The sequence below is a fragment of the Pontixanthobacter gangjinensis genome, from assembly GCF_009827545.1.
Classification (GTDB): domain Bacteria; phylum Pseudomonadota; class Alphaproteobacteria; order Sphingomonadales; family Sphingomonadaceae; genus Pontixanthobacter; species Pontixanthobacter gangjinensis.
Window position 1 is genome coordinate 1,617,196 of record NZ_WTYS01000001.1, and the last position, 12,647, is coordinate 1,629,842.

Consider the following 12,647-nt stretch of genomic DNA (forward strand, 5'->3'; position numbering starts at 1 on the left):
GGACTTAGAAGTTGTCTTTACCGGCCCGCAATGCGGCAAATGTTTCGATCGGCGTCTGTCCGCCCCATTTGGCCATCAGAGCAGGATTGTCAGCTCGAAGGAATGGATTGGTCGCGAGTTCCCGCTCAAGCCGGGTTGGCACAGTTGGAGTGCCTGTGGCACGCTTGCGTTCAATCTCTGCCGCATAGTCCGCAAGAGCGGAGTTTTCCGGATCGGCATGCATCGCAAACTTGGCATTGGCCTGCGTATATTCATGCGCACAATAGAGCATAGTTTGCGAGGGAAGGGCTTTAATCCGCTCCAGGCTTGCCCAGAATTGCTCCGGCGTACCCTCAAACATTCGTCCGCAACCGAGCGCGAATACAGCGTCGCCGACAAAGGCCACGCTCGCTTCGGGTATATGGAAGGCAATGTGGCCATTGGTGTGGCCGCCAACATCAATCACATCAGCCGTGAATGCCCCAAGCGAGACAGTGTCGCCATGGGCGATCACTTGATCGGGCTTGGCAATCCTTTCGACTTCGGCAGGAGCAATCACAATGCAGCCGGTGGCCGCCTTGATCGCATCGTTTCCGCCAGCATGGTCGGGATGCCAATGGGTGTTCCAGATGTGGGTGATGGTCCACCCCTTGGTCTGGGCCTGGTTCAGATACTCATCCGCGTCGGGAGTATCGATGCAAGTGGTCTGGCCGCTCGCAGGGTCATGGACAAGATATCCGTAATTGTCGGACAGGCACGGGAACTGATGGATTTCTAGCATAGGTTGATTGTAACCTCTGCTGCCATAAGAGGAAAGGCCCACCAACTCTTTCGAGCGGCGGGCCTTCCTGAATGCTTAGAAGTTGAGGAAAGACTTAGTCTTCTTTGCCCTTCAGCGCTGCGCCAAGAATGTCGCCCAGCGATGCGCCCGAATCGGATGAACCGAACTGTTGCACTGCTTCCTTCTCTTCGGCGATTTGACGCGCCTTAATCGAGAAGTTTGGCTTCTTGGAGCGGTCGAAACCGGTGACCATAACGTCGACCTTGGAGCCGGTTTGGAACCGGTCAGGACGCTGCTCGTCACGGTCGCGTCCGAGATCCGAACGCTTAACAAAGCCGGTTGCGCCATCTTCGCCAACCTGAACTTCGAGGCCGCCATCGCGAACTTCGAGGATGGTGACGGTGACAACGTCGCCGCGCTTGACGCCGGCTGCGCCAGCAGCACCTTCGGCAGATGGAGCACCTTTTTCAAGCTGCTTCATACCAAGGCTGATGCGTTCCTTGTCGGTGTCGACATCCAGAACAACAGCTTGGACTTCTTCACCCTTACGGTGCAGCGCAAGTGCGTCTTCGCCGGAGATACCCCAAGCGATGTCGGACATGTGAACCATTCCGTCCACGTCTCCCGAGAGGCCGATGAACAGACCGAATTCGGTCGCATTCTTGACTTCGCCGGTGACGGTTGTGCCAACTGGATTGTTCGCAGCGAACTCTTCCCAAGGATTGCCCTGAGCCTGCTTGAGGCCGAGCGAGATGCGGCGCTTTTCGGAGTCCACTTCGAGGACCATGACTTCAACTTCTTGCGATGTCGAAACGATCTTGCCGGGGTGGACGTTTTTCTTGGTCCAGCTCATTTCGGAAACGTGGACGAGGCCTTCGATGCCTGCTTCCAGTTCCACAAATGCGCCATATTCGGTGATGTTGGTAACAGTACCTGTCAGCTTTGCGCCAACCGGATATTTCGCGCCAACGCCATCCCATGGATCGCTTTCAAGCTGCTTCATGCCAAGGCTGATGCGCTGGGTTTCGCTGTTGATGCGTACGATTTGAACGGTCACGGTCTGACCGATTTCGATCACTTCGCTTGGGTGATTGACACGCTTGTAGCTCATGTCGGTGACATGGAGCAGGCCGTCAATGCCGCCCAGATCAACGAACGCACCGTAATCGGTGATGTTCTTGACCACGCCGTCAATAACCTGACCTTCAGCCAGATCACCGATCAACTCGCTACGCTGTTCTGCGCGGGTTTCTTCGAGGATCGAGCGACGCGAAACAACGATGTTGCCGCGGCGGCGATCCATTTTGAGGATTTGGAACGGCTGTTCGATATCCATCAGCGGGGTAATATCGCGCACAGGGCGGATATCGACTTGCGAACCGGGAAGGAACGCAACGGCGCCGTCGAGATCGACAGTGAAGCCGCCTTTGACGCGGCCGAAGATGCGGCCATTTACGCGGGCGCTTTCACCGAATTCGTTTTCTAGCTTGTCCCAAGCTGCTTCGCGGCGTGCGCGGTCGCGGCTGAGCATTGCTTCACCGTCGGAGTTTTCGACACGGTCAACATAGACTTCGACTTCATCGCCGACTGTCAGACCATGCTCGCCATCTCCGCGTGCAAATTCTTTAAGATCAATGCGGCCTTCGCTTTTCAGGCCTACATCGACAACGGCCTTGCCGTTTTCAATCGCGGTAACAGTGCCTTTAACGACGCGGCCTTCAAAGCCACCGTCTTCTGCACCACCGAGTTGTTCGTTAAGAAGCGCTTCAAAATCCGAGCGCGTTGGATTGGCTGATGTTGCCATAGGTTAGGGTTTTCCTAATATTGTATTTAGACCGGCCGCCAGGTTGTATCCCGGGGTCTTTTCTCCGCTCTGGCGGGATTGCCATTGCGGGCCAAGAGGGCCGAAACTCTCCACCGGGCCGAATGCCACGGTGAAGGCCATCAAAGATTGCTCCTGTCAGACGGAGGCGCGCCTAGGGCAGGGCGGCACGAATTGCAAGAAAATAGCGGCGTGTGAGGGCTTGTCTCAGCTCGCCTGATTAATGGCCTCCAAAGCTGCAGCAAAAGCTTCCTCGATATCCAGCACTGAGGTGTCGATAACATAGGCATCGCTTGCAGCGATTAGCGGCGCGTCTGTGCGGTTCGTATCGCGCTCGTCACGGCGACGCAGGTCTGCTTCGATTTCGGTCAGGGTGATGGACGAGCCGCGCTGCTGCATTTCCTTGAAGCGCCGCTGCGCGCGCGCTTCAACGCTGGCCGTGATAAACAGCTTCACGTCGGCATCGGGTGCAATGACCGTGCCGATATCGCGCCCGTCAAGCACCGCTCCTCCATCTTGCAAGGCAAAGGCACGTTGCCGCTCGAACAGGGCTTTTCGGACAGCAGGATGGACAGACGCACGGCTTGCAAGACTGCCGGTCGCCTCGTCGCGCAGAACCGGTTCGTCGAGCAGTTCAGCGGGAAAATCAACTGCCGCCAGCGCATCCTGTGGCCGGTCAGGATCACCGCCAGCCAAGATCACCTGTCGTCCGACTGCGCGGTAAAGCAATCCAGTATCGAGATGCGGCAAACCAAAATGCGCAGCTAGCCTTTTGGAAATGGTGCCTTTGCCAGACGCAGTAGGGCCATCGACAGCAATAATCATTGTTCTACCCTCCGGGCGGCGAATGCCTTCACTAGTCCGTATATCGCTATTGCCGCCCAGAATCCTTCCAAAACCAAGGAGGGCAAATTCATATGCACTAGCAGTGACACTGTCAGCAATGCGGCCCCTAACAGATTGGTGCCGTGCTGGATGAATGGGTTGGGGGTCTGGCTGATGGTTTGATATGCGTAGGCGCTGATGATGCACGCCATGCCGACGAAGCCGATCAATGTGTAGATATCGAGTTCAGGCATTGGTCGATTGCTCTAGTAGAGCCTCAAATATCGGGAAGCTGGTTGCAATTGGCCGCGTGTCATCGACTTCTATGCCCGCGCTGCTGACCAGACCGGCCACGGCCATGCTCATTGCGATGCGGTGGTCGAGATGCGTCGTGACTGGCTCACCCGTAGTGCCTGCCAGGGGCTTACCGTTGGTGCCTTGGATGATCAGGCCGTCTTCGGTCTCGGTCACATTTGCTCCGGCCAGTGTTAACGCCTGGGCCATTGCCGTTAATCGATCACTTTCCTTTACCCGCAATTCTTCGAGGCCGTTGGTGATGGTCGTGCCCTTGGCCAAAGCAGCCGCAACGAACAGCACAGGAAATTCGTCGATCATGCTGGGCGCAATGGCAGAATCGACCTCGATTCCGCGTAATTGCGAATGGCGGACGCGCAGATCTGCAACGGGTTCGCCGCCGACTTCCCGTTCATTGAGCAATTCGATATTGCCGCCCATTAATTGCAGGACGCTGACCAAACCTGCGCGCGTATCGTTCATTCCTACATTTTCGATAGTCAGATCGCTGCCTTCGACCAGCAGGGCCGCGACGATGAAGAAGGCTGCGGAGGAGGGATCGCCGGGCACGGTGATATTCTGCGGCGACAAATCCGCTTCTCCGCGGATGTGGATTACCCGTTCGCCGTCTGTTTCCTCGACCCACAAATCTGCGCCGAAGCCCTTGAGCATCCGTTCCGAATGGTCGCGTGTTGGCACGGGTTCTATTACCGTAGTGATGCCGGGGGTGTTGAGGCCGGCGAGAAGAATTGCGCTTTTTACCTGCGCGCTGGCGACAGGCAGTCGGTAGGTAATCGGCACTGCAGGCAAACTACCAGTCATCATCAGGGGCAAGGTTCCGCCCGGGCTTGCCTCGAAAGAGGTACCCATCCGGCTGAGCGGTTCGATCACGCGGCCCATCGGGCGGCCCGATAGGCTGGCATCACCAGTAAACGCAGCAGTGATGCCGTGGCTTGCGACGAGGCCCATCAGTAGCCGCGTGGAAGTGCCGCTATTGCCCATATCGAGCGCGGTCTTAGGCTGAAGTAATCCGCCAACACCAACGCCGCTGACTGTCCATTCACCTTCAGAATGGCGCTCTATCTTTGCGCCCATCGCTCGCAATGCATCTGCAGTGGCCAATACATCATGCCCCTCCAGCAAGCCGCTGATTGTCGTTCTGCCGACTGCAAGCGCTCCGAACATCAGAGCCCTGTGGCTGATCGATTTGTCGCCGGGAACGCGGATTGTTCCAGTCAGCGGGCCCATCGCGGCGAAGCGTTTGGGCGTAGCCTGGGAGGGTGAAGTGTCAGACACAGTTTTTCTTTCGGAAGCGGGCCATTATTGCGCGGCTGCTTTGACAGCGGCATTGCCCTATGGCAAGGCGCGCCACCACGTGATTCAGGCCTCTTGCATTTGGTGCGGGCCGATCCCAAAAAGCATATGGAAATTTTTCGCTTCGGGCGGTTCGTCCGGACAGCAATCAAGGAATGACAATGGTTAAGCCAGAATGGGGCACAAAGCGTACTTGCCCAAAATGCGGCACCCGCTTTTACGATCTCGGCAAGTCCGAGCCTGCGACCTGCATTGAATGCGGTGAAGAATGGGAGCCGGAGCCGGTTCTCAAGACCAAGCAGCCTATCCCGTTTGAAGACGAGAAGAAGAAGGGCGCTGCCGATAGCGACCTTGCCGCTGACGACGATGATGATCTGAGCGATGTCGACGAAGAAGAGAACCGTCCTGATTCTGACGTCGACCTTGGCGATGACAATGAAGACATGGCCGTATCCAAGGGCAAAGGCGACGACGAAGCTCCAGAGAGTTGATGTCTTAGCTAATATCGTTCTTGCATTATGGGGGCGTCCTGAATAAAGGGCGTCCCTCCGCATTCAGGTGCGGCTTACATCGATGGCTTTGGGGCCTTAGCTCAGCTGGGAGAGCGCAACACTGGCAGTGTTGAGGTCAGCGGTTCGATCCCGCTAGGCTCCACCATCGAAACTTAATCAAAGTCGGCTTTCGCTTTTGAAACCCGCACGCTGGCCAACGAGGTTTCGTTCGCCGGCGTTTTTGGCATTTGAAGTTGGGAATCCCTATCTAGGGAGAAACAGCATGAGGAGCGTGACTATGTTCGACAGTCTGTCAGATCGCCTTGGTGGTGTGTTCGACGGCCTGCGCGGTCGTGGCGCGCTTCGCGAACAAGATGTACGCGATGCGATGCGAGAAGTCCGCATTGCGTTGCTAGAAGCCGATGTGGCGCTTCCGGTTGTCCGCCGCTTCATTGATGCGGTAACCGAAAGAGCCATCGGTGCAGACGTGCTGAAATCGGTTACTCCCGGCCAGCAAGTCATCAAGATCGTCAGCGACGAACTGGTCGAAATGCTCGGCGGCGAAGAAACCGTCGGTCTCGATCTGGAGGCGAAGCCGCCAGTTGTGATCATGATGGTTGGTTTGCAAGGCTCTGGTAAAACCACATCGACCGCCAAACTCGCTAAATTCATCCGTGAGAAGCATGGCAAGAAGGCCATGATGGCGTCGCTCGACGTAAACCGCCCGGCGGCGCAAGAGCAACTCAAAGTGCTGGGCGAGCAGATTGACTGCCTCACCTTGCCGATTGTGCAGGGCCAGCAGCCCGTCGATATCGCGCGGCGCGCGGTGGAATCGGCGAAGCTGCAAGCGATTGACGTGCTGCTGCTCGATACAGCAGGCCGCCTGCATGTCGATGAAGCACTGATGGCCGAAATGAAGGCTGTCTCGGCAATTTCGGCTCCGCAGGAAGTCTTGCTGGTGGTCGACAGCCTGACCGGCCAGGATGCGGTCAATGTCGCGAAAAGTTTCACCGATGAAGTTCCGCTTACCGGCGTAATTCTGACGCGGATGGACGGCGATGCGCGCGGCGGTGCTGCACTGTCGATGCGCCACGTCACCGGCAAGCCGATCAAATTTGCTGGTACGGGCGAAAAGCTTGACGCGCTTGAGGCGTTCCATCCCAAACGGGTCGCTGACCGCATATTGGGCATGGGTGATGTCGTATCGCTGGTTGAAAAAGCCGCTGCGACAATCAACGAAGAAGACGCCGAAGCAATGGCGAAGCGCATGGCGAAGGGTCAGTTTGACCTGAACGACTTGCGCACACAGCTTCAGCAAATGAATAATATGGGCGGCCTTGGAATGCTCGCCGGAATGCTGCCGGGCATGAAGAAAGCCAAGGCGGCGCTGGCGAATAGCGGGATGGATGACAAGGTTCTGGTCCATATGGACGCGCTGATTGGCTCCATGACGCCGAAGGAGCGCGCCAATCCTGCATTGCTCAATGCGAAACGCAAGCGGCGCATCGCCGCGGGAGCAGGTAAGGAAGTTCAAGATGTAAACCGGCTCCTGAAAATGTATCAGGAAATGAGCCGTGCGATGAAGCAGATCAAGAAAATGGGCGGCCTGAAAGGGCTCGGCGCTATGTTCGGAAAAGGCGGCATGGGCGCAGCGATGCCCGGCCTCGGCGGACCCGGAGGAATGGGTGGTGGAGCAGGCGGCCTACCGCCCGGTCTCCCCGGCCTCGGCGGACCCAAGAAGAGATAATTTTCACCCTAAATTAAATTCAACAAATTCATATATTTGACTTAGAAAAGGAATACATCATGGCAATTGCACTTCGTCTTTCACGTGGCGGCGCGAAAAAGCGCCCTTATTACCGCATCGTTGCAGCCGACGTTCGCAGCCCACGCGACGGTAAGTATCTTGAGCAGATCGGCATGTATAACCCACTGCTGGCCAAGGACGATGATGGCCGCGTAAACTTGAACGAAGACCGCGTTCGTTACTGGCTTGGCGTTGGCGCAAAGCCTTCGGACCGCGTAGCGCGCTTCCTCGACAAAGCCGGAATTCTTGAGCGAGCACCGCGCAACAACCCGAACAAAGCAAAGCCGGGCGAGAAAGCCACCGAACGCGCCGAAGAAAAGGCTGAAAAAGCGACTGCAGCTGAAGAAGCCAAGAAGGCAGCTGAAGAAGAAGCCAAGGAAGCCGCAAAAGCTGCAGCCGAAGCTCCTAAGGAAGAAGCCGCTCCCGAAGCTCCAGCCGAAGAAGCTGCACCAGAAGCCGCCGCCGAAGAAGCGCCTGCTGCTGAAGCTACCGAAGATAAGGCTGAAGGCTAAGACCTTTGGCTCACGACAAGCCCGTCACTCTTGCTGCCGTCTCTGGCGCGGTTGGCGTGACGGGCGAAGTCCGTCTGAAGCTGTTCGGCGATGGCATTGCCATGCTGAAACAATATAAAAGCTTCAACGAGGGCGCGCTGACCCTCACCAAAATTCGCGACGATAATAAGGGCGGCGCGGTGGCCCGCTTTGCCGAAGTTACTGACCGCAACGGCGCTGAGCGTCTGCGCAGCACTTTGCTGACTATCCCGAGCAGTTTGCTTCCCGAACTGGGCGAGGGCGAATATTACCACGCCGATCTGCTGGGCCTTGCCGCAGTGTCCGAAACGGGCGAGCCGCTCGGCACGATTTGCGCAGTCGAAAATTTCGGCGCGCAGGATGTGATCGAAATCGAACGGCCACCGGTTGATGGCAAGCCGGGCAAAAAGTTCATGATCCCGATGAACGAGGCCGCAGTTATCGAATGGGACGACAAACGCCTTGTGGTAAACGCCGACTTCGCCGAAGGTTAGCGGCATGACAAAACTTGCTGTCGCCATCGTTCAAGCCGCGCCAGACGCGCGGGTAATCGCACAGGCTGGCGAGGGCGAAGAAACCCTCTACGCCGATCTGGACTTGTCAGAGATTGGCGAAAACTTGACCTCGCTCGACACCGACTGCCACTATTCGCGGCCCGATGTGTTTGAGTTAAGCTTCGACGTGGGGGCTAAGAATGGCGTTATTCGCAAAGGCGAGTGAGCCGCCGCCTATGAGCGAAGGCGCCGAAGTCTATGTCCTTTGGATTGCTCGCGAGTGGCATGGAATAACCAACGCGAGTCTTGATGATGCCATCGATCACGATCTGGATATCGTAGGGGAAGATGCGGTCGAATTCATTGAGCGAATTGCCGATCGGCTAGATGAGCGTGTGTGGGATTGGCCTTGGTCACGCTTCGTTGAACTAAGGGAAGGTCTGTCGCTTCTATTCCCAGTCATGCTGATTTGGCAGTTGCTGACTTGGCCGTTTCGAGGCCGATTTAGCTATCCCAGCAATAAAGAGCGTCTCACCCTACGTCACATTGCATTTGTGCTCGAACGCGGCGAATGGGTTGACCCATGACCTTCGCCGCCACCATCCTCACGCTCTACCCCGAGATGTTTCCTGGGCCTTTGCGGCTGTCGCTTGCTGGGCGGGCTTTGGAGGAGCAGAAGTGGTCGCTTGATACGATCCAGATCCGCGATTTTGCAACAGATAAGCACAGCAATGTCGATGGCACGCCTGCGGGCGGCGGGGCGGGGATGGTGCTGAAGGTCGATGTTCTCGCGGCGGCGGTTGATCATGCCAAGCGGGTGCAGCCCAAGGCGCCGATACTGGCCATGACCCCGCGCGGGAAGCCAATTTCTCAGGCGCGTATTCGTGAATTATCGCAAGGGCCGGGGGTGACCATTCTATGCGGGCGGTTCGAGGGATTTGACGAGCGGATATTCGAAGGCCGGGAGATTGAGGAAATCAGCGTTGGCGACATCGTTTTATCGGGCGGAGAACCGGCGGCTTTGATGATTCTTGATGCTTGCATTCGGCTGCTTCCCGGCGTAATGGGCGCGGCTTCGAGTGGTACCGAGGAGTCTTTCGAAGAAGGACTGCTTGAATACCCTCAATATACCCGACCCCAGGAATGGGAAGGGCGCACGATCCCCGAAGTGCTGCGATCTGGGGATCATGCGAAGATCGCTGAATGGCGCAAGTCAATGTCAGAAGATCATACTAGGTTACGCAGGCCAGACCTTTGGGATCGCCATAATGGTGATCGGGACTGACCTGCCTCTGGCGCGTGGCGAATGTAGAAGGACCAAGGTCAATGAACCTTATCCAACAAATCGAAGCCGAGGAAATTGCCAAGGCTGCGAAAGAAGTTCCATCATTCCGCGCAGGTGATACCTTGCGTGTTGGTGTTAAAGTTGTCGAAGGTACGCGCGAGCGTATTCAGATGTTTGAAGGTGTGTGCATCGCCCGGTCTAACCGCGGCATGGGCAGCAACTTCACCGTTCGTAAGATCAGCTTTGGCGAAGGTGTGGAACGTGTGTTCCCGATCTATGCGCCAATCGTGGACAGCATCACCGTGGTTCGCCGCGGTATCGTGCGCCGCGCGAAGCTGTATTATCTGCGTGGCCGCACCGGTAAGCGTGCGCGTATCGCCGAACGCCGGGATCACGCTCCAAAAGCGTAAGCTTTCCGGATTAGAGTTAGAGAAGGGCGTTTCGGGAAACCGGAGCGCCTTTTTCTATTCCCACTCTTCCAGCAGCCAAAGCGAAGCGCAGGGTGACAGCTCTTGCGAGAATTGTTCACCGCGCTACGTTCAACAAATCCAAATTATAGGGGTTTGAATTTGTTATGCGCATTGCCTTTGCCGCCTTGCTACTCGCCGCACCATTGCCACTTCTCGCGCAAGAGGCCGAACCAATGACCGACCAAGTGCAATCGACTGACCTCACTTTTGAGCGCGTATTTGCCAGCCCGTCGCTCGATGGCGCATCGCCGCGTCAGGCCAAGCTTTCGCCCGATGGCCGCTATTTGACCCTCCTTCGCAATCGCGATGATGACCGCGAGCGTTATGATCTGTGGGGCTATGACCGTGAAAGCGGGAGCTGGACCATGCTGGTGGACAGCGAAAAGATCGGTTCGGGCCGCGAATTGTCCGAAGACGAGAAGATGCAGCGCGAACGGGCGCGTGTGGGCAATCTCAAGGGTATCATCAGCTACCAATGGACTGCCGATGGCAAGGGCGTGCTAGTACCGCTTGATGGCGACCTCTATCTGGCCAAGCTGGACGGCGAGATAACCCGGCTAACCGATACTGAAGAAAGCGAGCTTAACCCTGCGCTAAGCAGTAAGGGTAAATATGTCTCCTTCGTGCGCGACCGGCAGCTTTGGGTCGGTGAAGTCGGGGCCGAAGCCGCGCCAATTACGCTGAAGGAAGGAGATACCATCCGCTGGGGCGAGGCGGAGTTCGTCGCGCAGGAAGAAATGGGCCGGATGGACGGCTATTGGTGGAGCGCCGACGACGCGCGTATCGCGGTGCAGCGCACCGATGAGGCACGCGTAGGCATCGTGACGCGTGCTGCGATCGGCGCGACCGGCACGGAAGTGTTCGACCAACGCTATCCCGTCGCTGGCAGCGACAATGCCGTAGTCGAATTGTTCATTATGGACCCAGACGGTGACAGACGCGTTAAAGTGGATCTGACGAGCAATCAGGACCCGACATATTACAACGACGAAGACCCGACAGATTTCTACCTCGCCCGCGTCGATTGGGCTCCCGATGGCAATCTCTATGTCCAAAGGCAAAACCGCGAGCAGACGGTTCTTGACATGCTTAAGGTCGATCCAATGACCGGGGAAAGCGATATCTGGTTCACCGAGAGCGCCGCAAGTGAGAAATACTGGATCAATCTCGAAGATAATTACAAGTTTCTGAAAGACGGATCGCTACTTTGGTGGAGCGAGCGAGACGGATATGGTCACCTATATAAGCGGGGCCCAAAAGGCGTTCCAGATTTGGTCGAAGAAGCTGAAGCTCGCACTGAGATGAGCGGGGACGAAGCGGGCACGATGGAACAGCTTACCTCAGGCGACTGGAGTGTCTCGCAACTCATAGGGGTGAACCAGCATGAGGGCGTTGCCTATTTCTTGGGAAATCGTGACAGCGTCCTTGAACAGCACGTGCATTCGGTGCGGTTTGATCGAAAGAACGTCAATCGGCTTACTCCACGCGGTTTTACCAATTCTGCGACTATGGACAAAGACGGCCAGGCGTTGCTCATCACTCAGTCCTCTCACACTCAACCACAGCAAACCTATCTTGCCGATCCCAAGGGCAATCGCCTCGCCTGGGTCGAAGAAAATGCGCTTGATGCAGACCACCCTTATACGCCCTATCTTGCAAGCCACCGTCCCGCGCAATTCGGCACGATCAAGGCCGCCGACGGCGAAACCGATCTCTATTACAAGATGATCGCGCCCGAGATGAAGGAGGGCAGGAAATATCCCGTGTTCTATTATCATTATTCCGGCCCAGGGCCGCAGGTGGTCACGCGGGGTTGGGACGGCGCGTTGCAGCAGGCTGTGGTGGATGCCGGCTATATCTGGTTTGAGCTCGACAATCGCGGCAGTGCCAATCGCGGTGTCGCCTTCGAACAGCCGCTCTATCGCGCGATGGGCGGGGTGGAAGTCGATGACCAGCGAGAGGGTGCTAGATATCTAAAGACGCTCGATTTCGTCGATCCGGATAAAATTGCGCTCTATGGCTGGTCCTATGGCGGCTATATGACGCTCAAGCAGATGCAAGCCGATCCGGGCCTATACGCCGCCGGTATTTCGGGCGCTCCGGTGACCAAATGGGAGCTGTATGACACCCATTATACCGAACGCTTCATGGGGGATCCACGTGAGGGTCCAGAAGCGTACGAGAAAGCCAGCGCCATTCCCAATGCGACCAAGATGACCGATCCGCTACTTCTTATCCATGGCATGGCGGATGACAATGTCGTGTTCGAAAACTCGTCAGAGCTAATCTCGGTTTTGCAGGAAGGTAACGTGCCATTCGAAATGATGCTTTATCCAGGATACACTCACCGTGTCGCTGGGCCGAATATCAGCCCTCATATGTGGAACACGATATTCGCATTTCTGGAGAAGCATGGGATCACCTCGCCGGAATGAGGCCCGCCGCGGTTTTGCGGCAGGTATAGCTCTAGCCCAGTGCATAGCTTTGCTTGCTTTCGCGGCTCGCAATTGATGCTAGAGGGGCCACTTATTCGTGCATGAAGTTGCAGATCAGGA

The 12,647-nt window shown here is 56.7% G+C and carries 14 protein-coding genes and 1 tRNA gene; 10 read left to right on the forward strand and 5 right to left on the reverse strand.

Annotated elements, in window-relative coordinates; genetic code table 11:
• Positions 1-4 precede the first annotated feature (4 nt).
• From gloB to aroA, 5 genes are all read right to left on the reverse strand, one after another.
• Positions 5-760 (reverse strand): hydroxyacylglutathione hydrolase, encoded by a 756-nt coding sequence (gene gloB, locus GRI36_RS07635; RefSeq protein WP_160597919.1) that lies wholly within the window; start codon positions 758-760, stop codon positions 5-7.
• Between the two features lie 94 nt (positions 761-854).
• Complete coding sequence (gene rpsA, locus GRI36_RS07640; RefSeq protein WP_160597920.1) at positions 855-2,564, reverse strand: 30S ribosomal protein S1; 1,710 nt, start codon at positions 2,562-2,564, stop codon at positions 855-857.
• 225 nt (positions 2,565-2,789) lie between these two features.
• A complete protein-coding gene (cmk, locus tag GRI36_RS07645) occupies positions 2,790-3,407 on the reverse strand; it encodes a (d)CMP kinase (RefSeq protein WP_160597921.1) in 618 nt (205 codons plus the stop codon).
• The gene (locus tag GRI36_RS07650) at positions 3,404-3,661 is read right to left on the reverse strand and encodes a CBU_0592 family membrane protein (RefSeq protein ID WP_160597922.1); all 258 of its coding nucleotides are present in this window, start codon (positions 3,659-3,661) and stop codon (positions 3,404-3,406) included. Before GRI36_RS07650 ends, cmk begins: the two co-directional genes overlap by 4 nt.
• Entirely contained in the window at positions 3,654-4,949 is a 1,296-nt protein-coding gene (gene aroA, locus GRI36_RS07655) for a 3-phosphoshikimate 1-carboxyvinyltransferase (RefSeq protein WP_160599125.1), read from the reverse strand. Before aroA ends, GRI36_RS07650 begins: the two co-directional genes overlap by 8 nt.
• 227 nt (positions 4,950-5,176) lie before the next feature.
• On the opposite strand from aroA, the gene GRI36_RS07660 reads away from it, so the two are divergent.
• The 10 genes from GRI36_RS07660 (at position 5,177) to GRI36_RS07705 (ending at position 12,527) form a co-directional block, all read left to right on the forward strand.
• Positions 5,177-5,506 carry a TIGR02300 family protein gene (locus GRI36_RS07660; RefSeq protein ID WP_160597923.1) on the forward strand — a complete coding sequence of 110 codons (330 nt, stop codon included), beginning with the start codon at positions 5,177-5,179 and terminating at the stop codon, positions 5,504-5,506.
• A 90-nt stretch (positions 5,507-5,596) separates the two neighbouring features.
• A tRNA-Ala gene (locus GRI36_RS07665) sits at positions 5,597-5,672 on the forward strand.
• A gap of 132 nt (positions 5,673-5,804) precedes the next feature.
• A complete protein-coding gene (gene ffh / locus GRI36_RS07670; RefSeq protein WP_160599126.1) occupies positions 5,805-7,253 on the forward strand; it encodes a signal recognition particle protein in 1,449 nt (482 codons plus the stop codon).
• Positions 7,254-7,312: 59 nt separating this feature from the next.
• Complete coding sequence (gene rpsP / locus GRI36_RS07675) at positions 7,313-7,825, forward strand: 30S ribosomal protein S16 (RefSeq protein ID WP_160597924.1); 513 nt, start codon at positions 7,313-7,315, stop codon at positions 7,823-7,825.
• A 5-nt stretch (positions 7,826-7,830) separates the two neighbouring features.
• Positions 7,831-8,337 carry a ribosome maturation factor RimM gene (rimM, locus tag GRI36_RS07680; RefSeq protein ID WP_160597925.1) on the forward strand — a complete coding sequence of 169 codons (507 nt, stop codon included), beginning with the start codon at positions 7,831-7,833 and terminating at the stop codon, positions 8,335-8,337.
• A gap of 4 nt (positions 8,338-8,341) precedes the next feature.
• Entirely contained in the window at positions 8,342-8,563 is a 222-nt protein-coding gene (locus tag GRI36_RS07685) for a hypothetical protein (protein ID WP_235902195.1), read from the forward strand.
• Positions 8,538-8,924, forward strand: a complete 387-nt coding sequence (locus GRI36_RS07690; protein ID WP_160597926.1) for a hypothetical protein — start codon at positions 8,538-8,540, stop codon at positions 8,922-8,924. Before GRI36_RS07685 ends, GRI36_RS07690 begins: the two co-directional genes overlap by 26 nt.
• Positions 8,921-9,622 (forward strand): tRNA (guanosine(37)-N1)-methyltransferase TrmD, encoded by a 702-nt coding sequence (trmD, locus tag GRI36_RS07695; RefSeq protein ID WP_160597927.1) that lies wholly within the window; start codon positions 8,921-8,923, stop codon positions 9,620-9,622. Before GRI36_RS07690 ends, trmD begins: the two co-directional genes overlap by 4 nt.
• A 41-nt stretch (positions 9,623-9,663) precedes the next feature.
• A complete protein-coding gene (gene rplS / locus GRI36_RS07700; protein ID WP_160597928.1) occupies positions 9,664-10,032 on the forward strand; it encodes a 50S ribosomal protein L19 in 369 nt (122 codons plus the stop codon).
• A gap of 164 nt (positions 10,033-10,196) precedes the next feature.
• On the forward strand, positions 10,197-12,527 hold the full coding sequence (locus GRI36_RS07705) for a S9 family peptidase (protein ID WP_160597929.1): 2,331 nt from the start codon (positions 10,197-10,199) through the stop codon (positions 12,525-12,527).
• Positions 12,528-12,647 lie beyond the last annotated feature (120 nt).